This is a genomic window from Pseudomonas sp. RC4D1 (genome assembly GCF_018390395.1).
GTDB classification, from domain to species: domain Bacteria; phylum Pseudomonadota; class Gammaproteobacteria; order Pseudomonadales; family Pseudomonadaceae; genus Aquipseudomonas; species Aquipseudomonas danubii.
This window is the reverse complement of the sequence record NZ_JAHBAW010000001.1, coordinates 3,057,524-3,075,882: the sequence shown is the minus strand read 5'-3', so window position 1 is coordinate 3,075,882 and position 18,359 is coordinate 3,057,524. Positions and strand designations below refer to the sequence as shown.

At 64.1% G+C, this 18,359-nt stretch carries 18 protein-coding genes; 11 read left to right on the top strand and 7 right to left on the bottom strand.

What is annotated here, in order from left to right; translation table 11 throughout:
- Positions 1 to 41: 41 nt before the first annotated feature.
- Positions 42 to 929 (bottom strand): 3-dehydrocarnitine:acetyl-CoA trimethylamine transferase CdhC, encoded by an 888-nt coding sequence (gene cdhC, locus KHO49_RS14260; RefSeq protein ID WP_110594401.1) that lies wholly within the window; start codon positions 927 to 929, stop codon positions 42 to 44.
- Positions 930 to 1,017: 88 nt separating this feature from the next.
- A complete protein-coding gene (locus KHO49_RS14255) occupies positions 1,018 to 1,962 on the bottom strand; it encodes a choline ABC transporter substrate-binding protein (protein WP_110652401.1) in 945 nt (314 codons plus the stop codon).
- Between the two features lie 194 nt (positions 1,963 to 2,156).
- On the opposite strand from KHO49_RS14255, the gene KHO49_RS14250 reads away from it, so the two are divergent.
- Both KHO49_RS14250 and KHO49_RS14245 read left to right on the top strand, forming a co-directional pair.
- Entirely contained in the window at positions 2,157 to 3,116 is a 960-nt protein-coding gene (locus KHO49_RS14250) for a GlxA family transcriptional regulator (RefSeq protein ID WP_102881108.1), read from the top strand.
- Between the two features lie 68 nt (positions 3,117 to 3,184).
- Positions 3,185 to 4,360, top strand: a complete 1,176-nt coding sequence (locus KHO49_RS14245) for an AAA family ATPase (RefSeq protein WP_102881107.1) — start codon at positions 3,185 to 3,187, stop codon at positions 4,358 to 4,360.
- A 318-nt stretch (positions 4,361 to 4,678) separates the two neighbouring features.
- On the opposite strand, the gene KHO49_RS14240 is transcribed toward KHO49_RS14245, so the two are convergent.
- The 4 genes from KHO49_RS14240 to KHO49_RS14225 all read right to left on the bottom strand — a co-directional run bounded on the left by KHO49_RS14240 (position 4,679) and on the right by KHO49_RS14225 (position 6,705).
- A complete protein-coding gene (locus KHO49_RS14240) occupies positions 4,679 to 5,095 on the bottom strand; it encodes a DUF3010 family protein (RefSeq protein ID WP_213665190.1) in 417 nt (138 codons plus the stop codon).
- A 34-nt stretch (positions 5,096 to 5,129) separates the two neighbouring features.
- A complete protein-coding gene (locus KHO49_RS14235; RefSeq protein WP_110652400.1) occupies positions 5,130 to 5,453 on the bottom strand; it encodes a helix-turn-helix domain-containing protein in 324 nt (107 codons plus the stop codon).
- The gene (locus KHO49_RS14230; RefSeq protein ID WP_102881104.1) at positions 5,437 to 5,691 is read right to left on the bottom strand and encodes a type II toxin-antitoxin system RelE family toxin; all 255 of its coding nucleotides are present in this window, start codon (positions 5,689 to 5,691) and stop codon (positions 5,437 to 5,439) included. Before KHO49_RS14230 ends, KHO49_RS14235 begins: the two co-directional genes overlap by 17 nt.
- Positions 5,692 to 5,790: 99 nt before the next feature.
- Entirely contained in the window at positions 5,791 to 6,705 is a 915-nt protein-coding gene (locus KHO49_RS14225; protein WP_102881103.1) for a LysR family transcriptional regulator, read from the bottom strand.
- A gap of 178 nt (positions 6,706 to 6,883) precedes the next feature.
- On the opposite strand from KHO49_RS14225, the gene KHO49_RS14220 reads away from it, so the two are divergent.
- From KHO49_RS14220 to KHO49_RS14210, 3 genes are read left to right on the top strand one after another with little or no spacing between them, the layout of a single operon-like run.
- A complete protein-coding gene (locus KHO49_RS14220; protein ID WP_213665189.1) occupies positions 6,884 to 8,221 on the top strand; it encodes a nucleobase:cation symporter-2 family protein in 1,338 nt (445 codons plus the stop codon).
- Between the two features lie 59 nt (positions 8,222 to 8,280).
- Positions 8,281 to 8,790 (top strand): nucleoside deaminase, encoded by a 510-nt coding sequence (locus tag KHO49_RS14215; protein WP_102881101.1) that lies wholly within the window; start codon positions 8,281 to 8,283, stop codon positions 8,788 to 8,790.
- On the top strand, positions 8,787 to 9,137 hold the full coding sequence (locus tag KHO49_RS14210) for a hydroxyisourate hydrolase (RefSeq protein WP_110594407.1): 351 nt from the start codon (positions 8,787 to 8,789) through the stop codon (positions 9,135 to 9,137). Before KHO49_RS14215 ends, KHO49_RS14210 begins: the two co-directional genes overlap by 4 nt.
- A 107-nt stretch (positions 9,138 to 9,244) precedes the next feature.
- Here the strand turns inward: KHO49_RS14210 and KHO49_RS14205 are convergent, their stop codons facing one another.
- Positions 9,245 to 9,646, bottom strand: a complete 402-nt coding sequence (locus KHO49_RS14205; RefSeq protein ID WP_110652396.1) for a lysozyme inhibitor LprI family protein — start codon at positions 9,644 to 9,646, stop codon at positions 9,245 to 9,247.
- Positions 9,647 to 9,882: 236 nt separating this feature from the next.
- Here KHO49_RS14205 and KHO49_RS14200 point away from each other — a divergent pair, with 236 nt between their 5' ends.
- The 6 genes from KHO49_RS14200 to etfB all read left to right on the top strand — a co-directional run bounded on the left by KHO49_RS14200 (position 9,883) and on the right by etfB (position 17,726).
- Positions 9,883 to 10,860: a dipeptidase gene (locus tag KHO49_RS14200; RefSeq protein WP_102861999.1), complete on the top strand. Its 978-nt coding sequence runs from the start codon at positions 9,883 to 9,885 to the stop codon at positions 10,858 to 10,860.
- 162 nt (positions 10,861 to 11,022) lie between these two features.
- The gene (locus KHO49_RS14195; RefSeq protein ID WP_115581111.1) at positions 11,023 to 11,553 is read left to right on the top strand and encodes a 4-vinyl reductase; all 531 of its coding nucleotides are present in this window, start codon (positions 11,023 to 11,025) and stop codon (positions 11,551 to 11,553) included.
- 15 nt (positions 11,554 to 11,568) lie between these two features.
- Positions 11,569 to 13,629, top strand: coding sequence for a dimethylglycine demethylation protein DgcA (gene dgcA / locus KHO49_RS14190; RefSeq protein ID WP_102881097.1), 2,061 nt, complete (start codon positions 11,569 to 11,571; stop codon positions 13,627 to 13,629).
- A gap of 147 nt (positions 13,630 to 13,776) precedes the next feature.
- Positions 13,777 to 15,726, top strand: coding sequence for a dimethylglycine demethylation protein DgcB (gene dgcB, locus KHO49_RS14185; protein WP_102881096.1), 1,950 nt, complete (start codon positions 13,777 to 13,779; stop codon positions 15,724 to 15,726).
- Positions 15,726 to 16,946, top strand: a complete 1,221-nt coding sequence (gene etfA / locus KHO49_RS14180) for an electron transfer flavoprotein subunit alpha (protein WP_213665188.1) — start codon at positions 15,726 to 15,728, stop codon at positions 16,944 to 16,946. Before dgcB ends, etfA begins: the two co-directional genes overlap by 1 nt.
- A gap of 9 nt (positions 16,947 to 16,955) precedes the next feature.
- Positions 16,956 to 17,726, top strand: coding sequence for an electron transfer flavoprotein subunit beta (gene etfB / locus KHO49_RS14175; protein WP_102881094.1), 771 nt, complete (start codon positions 16,956 to 16,958; stop codon positions 17,724 to 17,726).
- Positions 17,727 to 18,359 lie beyond the last annotated feature (633 nt).

Sequence of the window (18,359 nt, the reverse complement as noted above, 5' to 3'; positions counted from 1 at the left end):
TCGCGAGCAAGCTCGCTCCTACACAGAGAGGTGGATTGGGGTCAGCCGCGTTGCTTGAGGCCCATTTTCTGGCGGCCTTCGGCCGGGGTCAGGACCCGGGCGCCGAGACGGCTGAGGATCTCCGTGGCCCGCTCCACCAGTTGGCCGTTGGTGGCGAGCACGCCGCGATCCAGCCACAGGTTGTCCTCCAGGCCGACCCGCACGTTGCCCCCCAGCAGCACCGCTTGCGCGGCCATGGGCATCTGCATGCGCCCGATACCGAAGCCGGCCCAGACCGCATCCGCCGGCAGGTTGTCGACCATGGCCTTCATGGTGGTGGTGTCCGCCGGGGCGCCCCAGGGAATGCCCAGGCACAGTTGGAACAGCGGGTTGTCCAGCAGGCCTTCCTTGATCATCTGCTTGGCGAACCACAGGTGCCCGGTGTCGAAGATCTCCAGCTCGGCTTTCACCCCCAGCTCCTGGATGCGCCTGGCACCGGCCCGCAGTTGGGCCGGGGTGGACACGTAGATGGTGTCGCCATCGCCGAAGTTGAGGGTGCCGCAGTCCAGGGTGCAGATCTCCGGCAGCAGTTCCTCGACATGGGCCAGGCGGGTCAGCGGCCCGACCAGATCGGTGTTGGGCCCGAACTCCATGGGGCTTTCGCCGGCGCCGATCTCCAGATCGCCGCCCATGCCGGCGGTGAGGTTGACGATGATGTCGACGTCGGCCTCGCGAATGCGCTCCATGACTTCGCGGTACAGCGCGACATCACGGCTGAACTTGCCGCTCGCAGGGTCCCGGACGTGGCAGTGGACCACCGTGGCGCCGGCCTTGGCGGCTTCGACCGCGGCGGCGGCTATCTGCTTCGGGGTGACCGGCACATGGGGGCTCTTGGCGGTCGTGTCGCCAGCACCGGTGAGTGCGCAGGTGATGATGACGTCGTGGTTCATGGTGCGGTTCCTTACAGGCGTGTTTGCTGGGGGCATGAGGTGGCCATGCGCAGCCCGGTGCGGGCTGCGGGGCGGTAGTGGCGGTTGCTTACTTGCTGGTCAGTTGCAGGTGTTCGGCGGCCGGCTTGCCATCGAAGGTGGTCACCCCTTCAAGCCAGCGCTGCTGGTCCTGCGGGTGGTCCTTGAGCCACTGCCGGGCGGACTCCAGGGCGTCCTTGTGCTCCAGCAGCGGCTGCATCATCCGGCTCTCGTCCTCGGCGCTGAAGGTCAGGTTGGTCAGCAGCCGGTGCACGTTCGGGCACTGCTCGGCATAGTTCGGCGCGGTGACGGTCCAGACCGTGGCCTGGCCCTCGTTGGGCCCCAGGGCGTTTTCACTGCCGCTGAGGTAGGTCATCTTGATGTTGACGTTCATCGGGTGCGGCGCCCAGCCGAAGAACACGATGGCTTCATTGCGTTTCACCGCCCGGGCCACCGCCGACAACATGCCGGCCTCGCTGGACTCCACCAGCTGGAACTTGCCCAGGCCGAACTGGTTCTTGGCGATCATGTCCTTGATCTGGGTATTGGCTCCCGAGCCGGGCTCGATGCCGTAGATCTTGCCCCCCAGCTCCTTCTGGAACCTGGCGATGTCGGCGAAGGTCTTCAGGCCCTTGTCGGCCAGGTAGGAGGGGACGGCCAGGGTAGCGCGGGCGTCCTTGAGGCTGGGCTCGGCCAGGACCTTGACCTGGTTGGCGTCGACGAACGGGGTGATGGTCTGGGTCATCAGCGGGTTCCAGTAGCCGAGGAACAGGTCCAGGCGCTGGTCGCGGATGCCGGCGAAGATGATCTGTTGCGAGGCGCTGGTCTGCTTGGTCTTGTAGCCGAGGCCATCGAGCAGGACCTGGGTCATGGCGCTGGTGGCGATCACGTCGGTCCAGTTGACCACGCCCAGGCGTACGTTCTGGCAACTGGGGGCGTCGGCGGCCATGGCTCCCGACGTCAGAAAAACGCTACCACTAAGCGCAAGCACACAGCGGCTGATCAGTCGTTTCATGTGGGTTCCCTCGGCAGGTTGTTATTGTCGATCCCGGCGTCTTGGTGCGTCGGTGAGCTCAAGGTACGCAGGCGTCGCCGGCGGTAAACGCACAGCGGCGACCGACTCTTGCACTGCAGCGACCTGGCCCCTTGTGGCAGGGGGGCATTTGGCGTATCACAGGGCCCACGCTGGCCGTCACCGGAGTGCGTTGCATGTCCCAGGACTTCTACTTCCTGCTGATGCCGGGGTTCTCCGCCATCGGTTTCATTTCCGCCATCGAGCCACTGCGGGTGGCCAACCGTTTTCGTGGCGAGCTGTATCGCTGGCATGTGCTCAGCGCCGATGGCGGCGCGGTGCTGGCCAGCAACGGCATGTCGGTCAATGTTGACGCGGCCCTGGAGCCGCTGAAGAAGGGCGCAACCTTGTGGGTGGTGGCCGGCTTCGAGCCGTTGAAGTGCCTGAGTCCCGCCCTGGAACACTGGTTGCGACGCCTGGACCTGGAGGGCGTGACCCTCGGCGGTATCGACACCGGCAGCGTGATTCTCGCGGAATCCGGGCTGCTGGAGGGGCACCGGGTGACCCTGCACTGGGAAGCCATCGAGGCCTTCAAGGAGTCTTATCCACAGTTGAGCGTGACCCAGGAGTTGTTCGAGATCGATCGTCGGCGCATCACCTGTGCCGGTGGCACCGCGTCCATCGACATGATGCTCGACCTGATCGCCCAGGCCCACGGCCCGCAACTGGCGATCCAGGTCAGCGAACAGTTCGTGCTCGGGCGCATCCGCCCGCGCAAGGATCACCAGCGCATGGAAGTCGCCAGCCGCTACGGCATCAGCAACAAGAAACTGGTGCAGGTGATCGGCGAGATGGAGCAGCACAGCGAGCCGCCCCTGAGCACCCTGGCCCTGGCGGAATCGATCAAGGTCACCCGGCGTCAGCTGGAGCGGCTGTTCCGGCTGCACTTGAACGACACTCCGAGCAACTTCTATCTGGGCCTGCGCCTGGAGAAGGCCCGGCAACTGCTGCGCCAGACCGACATGAGCGTGCTGGAGGTGAGCATCGCCTGCGGGTTTGAGTCGCCGTCCTACTTCACCCGCAGTTACCGCGCGCGTTTTGTGCACTGTCCCCGTGAAGACCGACGCCTGCTGGGGAGCGGCCAGGAGTCGGTTTGACAGGGGTTTATAGTCAATTATACTCGCGGCTATAAATTATAGTCCTGGCAATAATTGAGTATAAAACCATGTCGAAAAACACCGGTTTCGTGTTTCGTCGTCCTGCTCTGGCGCTCAATATTGCCGATGGCCTGGTGGGTTCGGGGATTCAGGATTACAGCTCGGGGCTGTTCCTGGCGGCGCCGCGGCGCACCGGGAAAAGTACCTTCCTGCGCGAGGACCTGCTGCCCGAATGCCAGAGCCGTGGCTGGCTGGCGGTTTATGTTGACCTTTGGGCCAATCGCGAAAAAGACCCCGCCGAGCTGATCGCCGCGGCCATTGCCGGGGCGCTGGTGCCTTTCGAGAAAGGCATTCGCAAACTGGCCAAGTCCCTCGGGGTGGAGAAGCTCAGCTTTCTGCGCACCCTGTCCTGGGATTTCAGCAAGTCCCAGTTGCCCGAAGGCGCGACCCTGACCCAGGCCTTGGAATTGCTCCACAGCGCCGCGGGCAAGACGGTGGTCCTGATAATCGACGAGGCCCAGCATGCCTTGAGCTCGGAGGCCGGGTTGAATGCCATGTTCGCGCTCAAGGCGGCCCGGGATCAGCTCAATCAGGGGCGGGACATGGATACCAGCGGCCTACGCCTGGTGTTCACCGGGTCCAATCGCGACAAGCTGGCCCATCTGGTGCTCAACCGCAACCAGCCGTTCTTTGGTTCGAGCATCACCCCGTTCCCGCTGTTGGGACGGGATTTCACCAAGGCCTACACCGCCCATCTGAACGCTCATCTGGCGCCCACCAACCAGTTCAATGCCGATGATCTGGACCAGGCCTTCGAATGGGTTGGCCGGCGTCCGGAAATGCTCCGCAGCATCATCGGCCAGGTGGCCCTGGAGCTGGGGGAGGCGAGCCAGCTCAACGAGTTGTTGCGCAGCAGCGCCGAGATTCTCCGCGCCGGTGTCTGGAGCGAATTCGAAAGCGCCTGGAACGGTCTGACCCTGTCCCAGCGGGCGGTGCTGGAAGTGATGGTGGAGCGCTCGCGCAACAACCTGCCGTTCGCGCCCTTTACCGACGACACCCTGGCGGCGGTGGCCAAGGCGTTGCAGGCCATGGGCAGCGATACGCAACCGGGCACCCAGACGGTGCAAGCCTGTATCGATGCCCTGCGGGAAAAGGAGTTGGTGTGGAAGTCCAGCCGGGGCGCCTATGCCCTGGAAGACAATTCATTCGCTGACTGGCTGCAGCATTATCGGCGCCAACTGTAGCCGCTGCCGCAGGCTGCGAACGGCCCGCAGGGACGCGAGGATCTCAGGCGCGCTGGATGTTTTGCGTTAGACCGCCAAGCAAGGCCCTGCGGTCCTTGTCGCAGCCTCGCCATGGCTCGACAGCGGCTACAGGTTTCGTTGCGAACGGTGAGGATCTCAGGCGCGCTGGATGTTTTGCGTTAGGCCGCCAAGCAAGGCCCTGCGGTCCTTGTCGCAGCCTCGCCATGGCTCGACAGCGGCTACAGGTTTCGTTGCGAGCGGTGAGGGTCTCAGGCGCGCTGGATGTTTTGCGTTAGACCGCTAAGCAGGGCCTCAGGATCATTTCTTCAGCAAGGCGGCGCAGGCGGTCTTGTAGGCTTCGTGCTGGTATTTGTTGAGGCTCGCCCCCAGCTCGAAGCTGTGCTTCTTGTGCTGGGCGTTGATGGTTTGCGGCGACAGCAGGGTCACTTCGCAATTATCCAGCAACTGAAACACGCCTTCGATCTTGAAGGTGGTAGGGCCGCCGGCAAATTCGCCTTTCTTGCTGCGCTTCTTGATGGCGATGCGGGTAATCCCGTGTTCGCGGACAAAGGCGTCGATCCGGGCGGCGAAGTCGCGAACGTTGCCCGCGTCATCGTCGTCTTCCAGGGCGATCTTCTTGATGGCCAGCGCCTGGTGGTACGGCGCGCCGTCTTGCAGGGAGGCGAGGGCGAAGATGGCTTCGCTGCCCTTGATCTCGATACCGCAGATGCTCATGAGTAACCCTTTCAATCGTTGAGTGGGGCGCAGCTTACAGCTCCAGCTGGTCGGCGCGTATACCGAAGACGGCGGCAATTTTTTCCCGGGTGCTCTTGCGGGGTCGGGCCACGCTCTCTTGTTGGGCGAAGGCCGGCTGAGAGATCCCCAGCCGCTTGGCAACCTCATCCTGGGTCAGGTGCAGGTACTCGCGCCAGGCCCGGATCGGCGTGGCGCCATCGACCATGCGACTGACCACGCCATGGGGGATCAGATCAGGCTCATTCTGCTGCGCAACGTACTGCGCGTAGGGAATCACCACGAACGCCGGCTTGCCGTCCGGGCCGTGGATGATCTGGATGTCAGTAGGTGCGTTCATCACGTTTTTTGACCTCTTGAACACTGACGATATGGATAACCCCGTCCCAATCAAACAGCACGCGGTACTGGCCAACCCGCAGGCGATAGGCATAGGTGTGGCCGGACAGGGCTTTGACGTTGCCACTGGCGGGCATGTCGGCCAGCAGGGCGATCGCATCACGAACCTGGACCTGATGCTCGTGGTGCAGTCGCATCAACTGCTTGACCGCTTTTCGACTCCAGAGGATTTCGTTCATGGCGGACTATATAAGCCTTTTATAAGGATTGCGAATCCTTGCTTATATTTACTGCCCGGCCAAGCTCAGAACCTTATCCCTTTGTTGCCCGCGCCAGCCTTACCAGGTCGTGGACTGTCCGCGCCGATCCACTTCGTACACCTTGTGCCGCAGCAGGCGTTCCTTGAGCCAGCGTTCGGCCTTGCCCATCACCCGTTGCCGGGCCCAGAGCAGGTCCACGCCCACCAGCCAGTCGGTGTGGGGATAGGCCCCCAGTTGCAGCTCCACCAGCTCGCCCTTGGCCAGTTCACGCTGGATCAGTTGCCGGGGCAGGGTGGCCCAGCCCAGGCCGGCGCGGACCATTTCCAGCAGCGCCAGGTAGTTTTCCGCCTGCCACAGTTGGCTGCAGCGCAGGTACTCGCTGCTGGGCAGCTTGTCGGCGTGGGCGCTGAAGGCCAGGCGTCGATGCCCATGCAGGTCGTCGAAGGTCACGTTGTCCAGCCGGGCCAGGGGATGATCCGGGTGGCAGACGTGCAACATGATCAGCTTGCCCATCTGCTGGAACTCCAGCTCCTGGGGATAGCCCGGTTGCGAAAAGGCGATCCCCAGCACCGCATCGCCACGGGCCACCAGCTCACTGGCATCTCCGGACAGCGGATGACGGATCAGCAGGTCGACATAGGGGAAGGCCTGCTCGAACTCGCGCAAGACCGGCATCAGCGGGCCGTAAGGGGTTTCGATCACGATGGACAACTGCGGCTCCAGCGCCTCCGACAGGCAGTCGGCATTGGCTTGCAGGGTCAGGCAGCGCTCCAGCACCGCCTCGGCCTGCAGCAGCATCTTCTTTCCGCTGGCAGTCAGCACCGGGCTGCGGCTGCTGCGGTCGAACAGCTCCACCCCCAGGTCGGCCTCCAGGTTGGCAATGGCCACGCTGACCGTGGATTGGGTCTTGCCCAGCTTGCGGGCAGCGGCCGAGAACGAGCCGGTTTGTGCGGCCTGAACGAACATCTGCAGTTGTTCCAGTGAAAAGCGCATCGCGTCTCCCGACCCCAGGACAGGCTTGTCCAATCCATCGTTAAAAACGATGGCTGCTCATTTGTTGCATCGTATTCAAGCACAGATCATGGGCGCCGACGTTCGTACATCCTGCCGGGGCATTGCCCCCGGATGCCTGCCAGAACAACAAGAGCTGCACTTTCAGGAGATCTGCGACATGAACATTCCCCGGGTTCACCCAGTGGACGAGGTCCTGCCCGTTCGCCAGTTGTTCACCTTCGGCCTGCAGCATGTGCTGGTGATGTATGCCGGTGCGGTGGCGGTGCCGTTGATTCTAGGCAATGCCCTGGGCTTGACTGCGGCCCAGGTGGTTTTACTGATCAACGCCAACCTGCTGACGTCCGGCATTGCCACCCTGATCCAGACCCTGGGCTTCTGGCGCTTCGGCGCACGCTTGCCGTTGATCCAGGGCTGCTCCTTCATTGCCCTGGCGCCGATGATCATGATCGGCAAGCAGTTCGGCCTGGCCGAGGTGTTCGGCGCGGTGATCGCCGCCGGGGCCCTGACCATTGCCATGGCTCCGCTGTTCAGCCGTCTGCTGAGGTTCTTTCCACCGGTGGTGATCGGCAGTCTGATCACCATCATCGGCATTTCCCTGATGCCGGCGGCGGCCGTCTGGCTGGGGGGTGGCAACCCCGCCGCCGAGGATTTCGGCGCACCGGCCAACCTGTTGCTGGGGCTGGCCACCGTGGCGGTGACCCTGGTGATCTATGGCAAGTTCTCCGGCTTTATCGGCAACCTCAGTGTGCTGATCGGGCTGCTGGTGGGCAGCCTGATCGCTGCGGCCTGCGGCATGACCCACTTTGCCCAGGTGGGCGAAGCGGCCTGGTTCGAGCTGAGCCCGCCCATGGCCTTCGGGGTTCCGCAATTCTCCCTGATGCCGATCCTGATCATGACCCTGGCGATGCTGGTGATCATGGCCGAGACCACCGGCAACTGCCTGGCCATTGGCAAGCTCACCGGCAAGCCGACCACCCAGCGCACCCTGGGCGACGCCTTTCGCGCCGACGGCCTGTCCACCCTGCTCGGCGGCCTGTTCAACAGCTTCCCCTACAACGCCTTTACCCAGAACACCGGACTGATCGCGCTCTCCAAGATCAAGAGCCGCTTCGTGGTGGCGGCAGCCGGCGCGATCATGGTCCTCATGGGGCTGTTTCCCAAGCTCGGGGCGCTGGTGGCTGCGGTGCCGACCCCGGTACTGGGGGGCTGCGCCATCGTCATGTTCGGCATGACCACCGTGGCCGGCATCCAGGAGCTGTCACGGGTGAGGTTCGAGGGCACTGGCAACGGCATCATCGTCGCCGTGTCGGTCAGTGTCGGCGTGCTGCCGATGTCCTTTCCGGCGTTGTTCGCCCAGGCCCACGGCCCCCTCAAGCTGCTGCTGGAAAGCGGCATCTTCCTCGGCGCCCTCACCGCCATCGTGCTCAACCTGCTGCTCAATCCCCGCATGTCTGCGGCCCAAGAACTGGCCGCCCAGGCCGGGCTTGGTGACTGAAAACGGCTATCAGGCCCGCTTTTTTCCGGCGGGCCCCTGTCCATGAAAAGGAGGTCAAGATGACCCAGATTCTTTCCCCCATCCCTGCGGGCGTCAGCCAGCTGGACCTGCAACTGCTGCGCCAGAGCATTGAACTGGCCGAAGAGGCCAAGGCCCGCGGCCGCCACCCGTTCGCCGCCCTGGTGGCGGACCGCAACGGCAAGATCATTGCCAGTGCCGGCAACAACTCCATGCCCCCCGAAGGCGACCCGACCCAGCACGCCGAACTCGCCGCTGCCGCCAAGGCCGCAAGGCTCCTGGGCCCCGAGGAGCTGGCCCAGTGCACCCTGTACACCAGCGCCGAGCCCTGCTGCATGTGTGCCGGGGCCATCTACTGGACCGGGATTGGTCGGGTGGTCTACGCCCTGTCCGAACACGCCTTGCTGGCACTGACCGGCGATCACCCGGAAAACCCGACCTTTTCCCTGCCATGCCGTGAAGTCTTTGCCCGGGGGCAGCGGCAGATCCCGGTGCTGGGGCCGATGCTGGAACACGAAGCGGCCCAGGCTCATGTGGGGTTCTGGAAATGAACGGCGGAGTGTCCATCCATGTGGTGGATGTCGCCAGCGGCAAGGTGGCCGCAGGCATGCAGGTTCGGGTACGCCGCCTGGGCGAGGAGTGGCTCTGCGAAGGGCAGATTGCCGACAACGGCCTGCTGGCCCCGCTGAGCGAGCTGGCGGCCCGCTTCGACCGGGGCGTCTACGAGGTGGAACTGGACGTGGCGGCGTTCTATCGCCAACAAGGCCAGGTGCTGCCCACGCAGCCCTTCCTGGATGTGCTGGTCTACCGCTTCGGCCTGGACGACCCGCGCCAGCACTACCATCTGCCGTTCAAGCTGACGGCCTGGGGTGTCTCGTGCTTTCGCGGCGGCGCCTGACGCCATGACCTGCGTAGGAGCGAGCTTGCTCGCGAAGCTTTTCCCGCCGCGACATGGGGCGGGGTCGGGCATGCTTCGCGGGCAAGCCCGCTCCTACCGGTGACGGGTCATTCCTGGGCGATGGACTCGATGAACTCCGAGCGCTCATCGCTCATCCGCGCCAGGCAATCATTGGTGGCGATGGTGTAGGCCTTGGTTCCGGGCTTGGCCGGGAAGGATTCCACCGCGCAGTCGGCGTCGCGCTGCTTCTGCCACAGCTGCTGGGCGTTCTTGACCTTGGTGCTGATGTCGGCCAGTTGCGCCTTGTCGTTGCCGTACAGGGTGCCCAGGCGTTCCAGCAGGCTTTGCACGTTGTCGCTCAGCAACTGCTCGGCGGTGGTGCGGTTGTAGGTCGCGCATTCCAGGGTCTGTACGTCGTTTTCCACGCCGTCGCAGGGCGTGCTGTCGGCCTCTTCGGCCGCCTGTACGCCGGTGGCTATCAATATCAAGGCCAGGAAGATCGGTTTCATTGCAGCACTGCCCCTCATCCAGTGAAGCTTTCGTTGAAGCGGCGAATTCTGGCGCAAGCCCCAGGCAAAGAACAGAGGGTGCCATGCCCCCACATCCGGCCCTTTGTCGGGTCTTGACGCTTTCGGCAATTCCCCTGTCGTTTTTGCACCGGGGCGCCCCGGCCCTCAAGCATATGCTGACCCCAAAGCGCCGGCAGACGATTCGGCGCAGGAATCGCCAATAAGGGGACAGCCTGATGAGCCCAGCCGAATTACACGCCGACAGCATCGTTATCGACGGGCTGATCATTGCCAAGTGGAACCGCGAGCTGTTCGAGGACATGCGCAAGGGCGGCCTGACCGCAGCCAACTGCACGGTGTCGGTTTGGGAAGGGTTTCAGGCCACGGTCAACAACATTGCCGCCAGCCAGAAACTGATCCGCGAAAACAGCGACCTGGTGATGCCGGTGCGCACCACCGCGGACATCCGCAAGGCCAAGGAAGTGGGCAAGACCGGCATCCTCTTCGGCTTCCAGAATGCCCATGCTTTCGAAGACCAGATCGGCTACGTCGAGGTGTTCAAGCAGCTGGGCGTGGGCATTGTGCAGATGTGCTACAACACCCAGAACCTGGTGGGCACCGGCTGCTACGAGCGTGATGGCGGGCTCTCGGGGTTCGGCCGCGAGATCGTCGCCGAGATGAACCGCGTCGGGGTCATGTGCGACCTGTCCCACGTCGGTTCCAAGACCAGCGAGGAAGTGATCCTCGAATCCAAGAAGCCGGTCTGCTACTCCCACTGCCTGCCGTCCGGGCTCAAGGAGCACCCGCGCAACAAGTCCGACGCCGAGTTGAAATTCATCGCCGACCACGGCGGCTTCGTCGGCGTGACCATGTTCGCGCCGTTCCTGGCCAAGGGCATCGATTCGACCATCGACGATTACGCCGAAGCCATCGAATACACCATGAACATTGTCGGTGAGGATTCCATCGGCATCGGCACCGACTTCACCCAGGGCCACGGCCAGGACTTCTTCGAATACCTGACCCACGACAAGGGCTATGCCCGGCGCCTGACCAACTTCGGCAAGATCATCAACCCCCTGGGCATCCGCACCGTGGGCGAGTTCCCCAACCTCACCGAGACCCTGCTCAAGCGCGGCCACAGCGAGCGCGTGGTGCGCAAGATCATGGGCGAGAACTGGGTCAGCGTCCTGAAGGACGTCTGGGGCGAGTAAGGCCACCCCCCCACAGCACATTCCTGTAGCCGCTGCCGCAGGCTGCGATCGGCTCCGAAGGAGACGCGCTCTTGCGGCCCTCGGAAGGCTCTTCGAGCCTTTTCGCAGCCTGCGGCAGCGGCTACAGACGTACTTATCCACAGAATTCCGGAGTTTTGAAACATGGCCAAAATCGCCCCGCAACTGCCTATCGAAGTCGACAGCGAAACCGGTGTCTGGACCTCCGACGCCCTGCCGATGCTCTACGTGCCACGGCATTTCTTCGTCAACAACCACATGGGCATCGAGGAAGTCCTGGGCGCCGATGCCTACGCCGAGATCCTCTACAAGGCCGGCTACAAGTCCGCCTGGCACTGGTGCGAAAAAGAAGCCGAATGCCACGGCCTGGAAGGCGTCGCGGTGTTCGAGCACTACATGAAGCGTCTGTCCCAGCGCGGCTGGGGCCTGTTCAAGATCCAGGACATCGACCTGGATAAAGGCACCGCCAGCGTCAAGCTCGAACACTCGGCGTTCGTCTACGTGTACGGCAAGGTCGGGCGCAAGGTGGACTACATGTTCACCGGCTGGTTCGCCGGTGCCATGGACCAGATCCTGGCCGCCCGTGGCAGCACGATCCGCACCGTGGCAGAGCAGGTTTACGGTGGTTCCGAAGAAGGCCACGACGATGGCCTGTTCGTCGTCAAACCGTTGTAAGCGGAGTTAAGAAAAATGGCTTTCGAAGCGATGTTCCAGCCGATCCAGATCGGCAAACTGACCATCCGCAACCGTGTGCTGAGCACCGCGCACGCTGAGGTCTATGCCACCGACGGCGGCATGACGACTGAACGGTATGTGAAGTACTACGAAGAAAAGGCCAAGGGCGGCATCGGCCTGGCCATCTGCGGTGGTTCCTCGGTGGTGGCCATCGACAGCCCCCAGGAATGGTGGAGCTCGGTGAACCTGTCCACCGACCGCATCATCCCGCACTTCCAGAACCTGGCCGACGCCATGCACAAGCATGGCGCCAAGATCATGATCCAGATTACCCACATGGGCCGCCGCTCGCGTTGGGACGGCTTCAACTGGCCGACCCTGATGTCGCCGTCCGGGGTGCGTGAGCCGGTGCACCGCGCCACTTGCAAGACCATCGAGCCGGAAGAGATCTGGCGGGTGATCGGCAACTACGCCCAGGCTGCGCGTCGGGCCAAGGCCGGCGGCCTGGACGGCGTCGAGCTGTCGGCGGTGCACCAGCACATGATCGACCAGTTCTGGAGCCCGCGGGTCAACAAGCGCACCGACGAATGGGGCGGCACCTTCGAGAAACGCATGCGCTTCGGCCTGGAAGTGCTCAAGGCGGTGCGCGCTGAAGTGGGCGACGACTTCTGTGTCGGCATGCGCCTGTGCGGCGATGAATTCCACCCGGACGGCCTGTCCCACGAGGACATGAAGCAGATCGCCAAGTACTACGACGACACCGGCATGCTGGACTTCATCGGCGTGGTCGGCTCGGGCTGCGACACCCACAACACCCTGGCCAACGTGATCCCCAACATGAGCTTCCCGCCGGAGCCGTTCCTGCACCTGGCGGCGGGCATCAAGGAAGTGGTCAAGGTCCCGGTGCTGCACGCACAGAACATCAAGGACCCGAACCAGGCCACGCGGATTCTCGAAGGCGGTTACGTCGACATGGTCGGCATGACCCGCGCCCACATGGCCGACCCGCACCTGATCGCCAAGATCAAGATGGGCCAGATCGACCAGATCAAGCAGTGCGTCGGCGCCAACTATTGCATCGACCGCCAGTACCAGGGCCTGGACGTGCTGTGCATCCAGAACGCCGCCACCTCCCGTGAATACATGGGCGTGCCGCACATCATCGAGAAGACCACTGGCATCAAGCGCAAGGTGGTGGTGGTCGGCGCCGGCCCTGCTGGTATGGAAGCCGCTCGTGTGGCGGCCGAACGTGGCCACGACGTGACCCTGTTCGAGAAAAAAGACGCCATTGGCGGGCAGATCACCACCGCCTCCAAGGCCCCGCAACGGGATCAGATCGCCGGCATTACCCGCTGGTATCAGCTGGAACTGGCGCGCTTGAAAGTTGACCTGCGCCTGGGCACCGCGGCGGACACCGCGACCATCCTCGACCTGCGCCCCGACGTGGTGGTGCTGGCCGTGGGCGGCCATCCGTTCATCGAGCAGAACGAGCACTGGGGCGCCGCCGAAGGGTTGGTGGTCAGCAGTTGGGACATCCTCGACGGCAAGGTGGCGCCGGGCAAGAACGTGCTGGTGTACGACACCATCTGCGAGTTCACCGGCATGTCGGTCACCGACTTCATCGCCGACAAGGGCTCGCAAGTGGAGATTGTCACCGACGACATCAAGCCGGGCATCGCCGTGGGCGGCACCTCGTTCCCTACCTACTACCGCAGCCTGTACCCCAAGGAAGTGATCATGACCGGGGACCTGACCCTGGAGAAGGTCTACCGCGAGGGCGACAAGCTGGTGGCGGTGCTGGAGAACGAATACACCGGCGCCCGCGAAGAGCGGGTGGTGGACCAGGTGGTGGTGGAAAACGGCGTGCGTCCTGACGAAGAGCTCTACTACGGGCTCAAGGAAGGTTCGCGCAACAAGGGCCAGATGGACGTCGAGGCGCTGTTCGCGATCAAGCCGCAGCCGTGCCTGAGCGAGACGGGGGAGGGCTACCTGTTGTTCCGCATCGGCGACTGCGTATCCCAGCGCAACACCCATGCTGCGATCTACGACGCACTGCGCCTGTGCAAGGATTTCTAAGCCACCTGTAGCCGCTGCCGCAGGCTGCGATAAGGCCCGAAGGGCCTTCCGGGGCCCTCAAGAGCATCTGTCCTGTGACGCAGTGCCGCCCGGGCGCAGCCTGCGGCAGCGGCTACAACGACCGACCCGGTCTTTGGGAGCTCCACCATGTTGAACACCCTTCTTCCCATTCTGTTGTTCGCCGCCGTCGGCCTCGCGGTCCTCGGCGCGCTGCGGCGCGTGGCCATGTGGCGCCAGGGGCGAGCCTCCAAGGTCGATCTGATCGGCGGGCTGCTGGCCATGCCCAAGCGCTACATGGTGGATCTGCACCATGTGGTGGCCCGGGACAAATACATGGCCAACACCCACGTGGCCACGGCGGGCGGCTTTGTCCTGGCGGCGGTGCTGGCGATCCTGGTGCATGGTTTTGGTCTGCATAACCGCATCCTCGGCTACGCCTTGCTGCTGGCGACCACGCTGATGTTCGTCGGCGCGCTGTTCGTCGCCAAGCGTCGGCGCAACCCACCGGCACGCCTGTCCAAGGGCCCGTGGATGCGCCTGCCGAAAAGCCTGCTGGCGTTCTCGGTGAGTTTCTTTGTGGTGACCTTGCCGGTGGCGGGCATCCTTCCCGAACACTTCGGTGGCTGGCTGCTGGCGACGATTTTGGCGGTCGGTGTGCTGTGGGGCGTGTCCGAGCTGTTCTTCGGCATGACCTGGGGCGGGCCGATGAAGCACGCCTTCGCTGGCGCCTTGCACCTGGCCTGGCACCGTCGCGCGGAACGCTTTGGTGGCGGGCGCTCCACGGGCCTCAAGCCGTTGGACCTGGAAGACCCGAGCACGCCTTTGGGGGTGGAAAAGCCCAAGGATTTCACCTGGAACCAACTGCTGGGCTTCGACGCCTGCGTGCAGTGCGGCAAGTGCGAGGCGGCGTGCCCGGCCTTCGCCGCCGGCCAGCCGCTGAACCCGAAAAAGCTGATTCAGGACATGGTGGTCGGCCTGGCTGGTGGCACCGATGCGCAATTCGCCGGTAGTCCCTATCCAGGAAAGCCCATCGGCGAACATGGCGGCCATCCGCACCAGCCCATCGTCAACGGCCTGGTGGACGCCGAGACCCTGTGGTCCTGCACCACCTGCCGGGCCTGCGTCGAGGAATGCCCGATGATGATCGAGCACGTTGATGCCATCGTCGACATGCGTCGCCACCTGACCCTGGAGAAGGGCGCAACCCCGAACAAGGGCGCCGAGGTCCTGGAAAACCTCATCGCCACCGACAACCCCGGCGGCTTCAACCCCGGCGGGCGGATGAACTGGGCGGCGGACCTGAACCTGTCCCTGCTTAGCGACAAGCAGAGTACCGATGTGCTGTTCTGGGTCGGCGACGGCGCCTTCGACATGCGCAACCAGCGCACCCTGCGCGCCTTCGTCAAAGTGCTGAAAGCGGCCAAGGTGGACTTCGCCGTGCTCGGCCTGGAAGAGCGCGACAGCGGCGACGTGGCCCGGCGCCTGGGGGACGAAGCAACTTTCCAGCTGTTGGCCAAGCGCAATATCCAGACCCTGGCCAAGTACCGCTTCAAGCGCATCGTCACCTGCGATCCCCACAGTTTCCATGTGCTGAAGAACGAGTACGGTGCCTTCAACGGCCACTATCTGGTGCAGCACCACAGCACTTACCTGGCCGAGCTGATCGGCGCCGGTGCACTGAACCTGGGCCAGCACAAAGGCAGCAGCGTGACCTATCACGATCCTTGCTACCTGGGCCGCTACAACGGTGAGTACCAAGCCCCTCGGGACGTACTGCGGGCTCTGGGCATCGAGATCAAGGAAATGCAGCGCTCGGGCTTCCGTTCCCGTTGCTGCGGCGGTGGCGGCGGGGCGCCGATCACCGACATTCCGGGCAAGCAACGGATACCCGACATGCGCATGGAAGACATCCGCGAGACCGGCGCCGAGCTGGTGGCCGTGGGTTGTCCACAGTGCACGGCCATGCTCGAAGGGGTGGTGGAGCCGCGGCCGATGATCAAGGACATCGCCGAACTGGTGGCCGATGCCTTGCTCGAAGACGCCGCCCCGGGCAAAGCGCCGGCGTCGGTGAAACCCGAACCTGCGGAGGTGCACTGATGAGCGACATTATCCGCCGCGATCCCCGGGCTGAATGGATTGCCCGCAACCGCCTGCACCCGCTGCACGCGGCCATGCAGCCGGCGCAACACAGCTGGATGGGGCCCAATGGCCTGATCCGCAAGAATCCCCATGGCATCGGTTTTATCGGCCCCAACGGCCTCAAGCGCATCGACCGCAGTGGCGCCCAGCAGGGCGGCAGCGCCAAGCGCACGGCCGCGGCCGAGGTGCAGTTGCCGCTGCATCAAGTGGCGCAGCCGGCGTTCTACATCAGCGTGGTGCCGGACATGGTCGGCGGCCGCCTGAGCAGCCACGACCGCGACCTGCTGGGGCTGGCCCGCCAGTTGGCAGGCCAGGACGGCGCAGTGCTGGCAGTGGTGTTTGGCGAGCACAAGGAATCGGCCTTTGCCACGGCGGGCGTCGACCGCCTGCTGGTGCTGCAAGGCAGCGAGTTCGACGGTTATGCACCGGAACAACGGGTGCAGGGCCTGCGGGCTGTGGATAACCAGTTCGGCCCGCGTCACTGGCTGCTGCCCGACAGCCGCAGTGGTGGCGGCGAACTGGGCCGGCGCTTGGCCGCGGCCCTGGGCGAACGCCCGGCGACCCGGGTCTGGCAGGTCAAGGACGGGCAGTGCATCGGCCGTGCCGGTGCCGGGCTGCAGGACCTGGCGCGGCCAGCGCCACGCTTGATCCTGGCCGCCGCCGAATGCGCCGAGCCGGTCAGCGAAACCCGCCACGAAGCCTTGCCGGTGGAGTTATCCACAACGGTGGCCCGCAGCCTGGCGCGGATCGAGGATTTGGGCGCGGTGGCGGTGGACCCGGCGGCGATTCCCATGGCCGAGGCCGAATTCATCTTTTCCGGGGGCAACGGGGTCAAGGACTGGCCACTGTTTCACCAGACCGCCGCGGCCCTGGGTGCTACCGAAGGCGCCTCGCGGGTGGCGGTGGACGACGGCTTCATGGCCCGGGATCGGCAAGTGGGGGCCAGCGGCATCTGGGTCACCGCGCGGGTCTACGTGGCGGTGGGGATTTCCGGGGCGATCCAGCACCTGCAGGGCATCGGCGCCTGCGACAAGGTGGTGGCCATCAACCTCGACCCGGGCTGCGACATGATCAAACGCGCCGACTTGTCGGTGATTGGCGACAGCGCGGAAATTCTCAAGGCCTTGATCGCGGCGGTAGCGGCTTACCGCAACGATGCCAAGCGCGATGCGGCTTAAGGGGACGTTATGAACAGCACTGTGATCAGCCTGGTATCGATAGGCGCTCACCCGACCTCCGGCCGTCCACGGCGTGCCGAGCAAGACGCCCGTGCGGTGGAACTGGGCCTGCAACTGGCGGGGGACAAACTGCAGGTGCTGCATGCCGGCGACGTCGCCGAACCGGCCCTGCGTGCTTACCTGGGCATGGGCCTGGAACAGCTGCACGTGCTGGAACAGCCTGCAGGCGCTGATGCCCTGCCGATCCTGACCCAGTACCTGCGCGACGCGGGCGCTCAGATGGTGCTCACCGGCAGCCAGGCAGAAACCGGCGAAGGCTCCGGCATGCTGCCGTTTTTGCTGGCGGAAAACCTCGGCTGGCCGCTGGTGGTGGGGCTGGCGCAAGTCGAATCCCTGGCCGATGGCGTGGCCCACGTCCTGCAAGCCTTGCCCCGTGGCCAGCGGCGGCGGCTCAAGGTGCGCCTGCCGTTTCTCGCCACTGTGGATAACGCCGCACCGAAACCGCGTCAGAGCGCCTATGGCCCGGCGCGCCGTGGTCTGTTGCAGGCCGATCAGGTCGTGGTGGTGGAAGACGAGTTACTCACAGCCTCCAGCCTGCAACCGGCCAAACCGCGGCCCAAGCGCCTGAAAGTGATCAAGGCCAAGAGCGGCGCGGATCGCATGAAGGCCGCCACCGCCAAGGCCAGCGGCGGCACCGGCCAAGTGCTCAAGGGCGTGAGCCCCGAGGCCGGCGCCGAGGCCATTCTCAAGTTGCTCATCGAAGAAGGCGTGGTCCGCTGAGCTCAGGCTTATGCACAGCCCTCGGGCCGTGCACCCACCTCTGGGCACCGCCGTTCGCTGGCAAGCCAGCTCCTACCAGGGAAATCGCGCCTGCACCCGCCGTAGGAGCCGGCTTGTCGGCGAAGGGGCCGCTAGGGTTTTGCTCACCTCTGGGCATCGTCGTTCCCTGGCAAGCCAGCTCCGATAAGGGGCTGGTGGGTTTACTCACAATCCCTGTGTGCGTACCTGTGGATAAGGTGTTCGCGCCTTGCTCAAGCCCTTGTGGAACAAGCCCTGTAGCCGTCTGTTCGAATTTTGATCAGTCTAAGCTGGCGATTTTCATGGTTTTTTTTCCAGGGCAGGGAAGTAGCCGAAGAGACTTTTGCACAGCACTTGCCCCCAAAGTCTGTTGGCGCTTCTGTGGATAAGATGTTCGCTTAGCGCTGCAGGCCCCGTAGAACCTGAGCTTGAATGGTTTGATCAAAAAACATCCAAATACGCTGTTCAGGCTCGATTATTCGGGTAAAGCCTCGATATTTCGCGGCCTCCAGGGGTTTTCCACAGTTGCTGATGCTTCTGACCCCAGTTGCCCCCAAAGTCTGTTGGCCGTTCTGTGGATAAGGTGTTCGCCTTCCTCTACAGGCCTCTGAATAC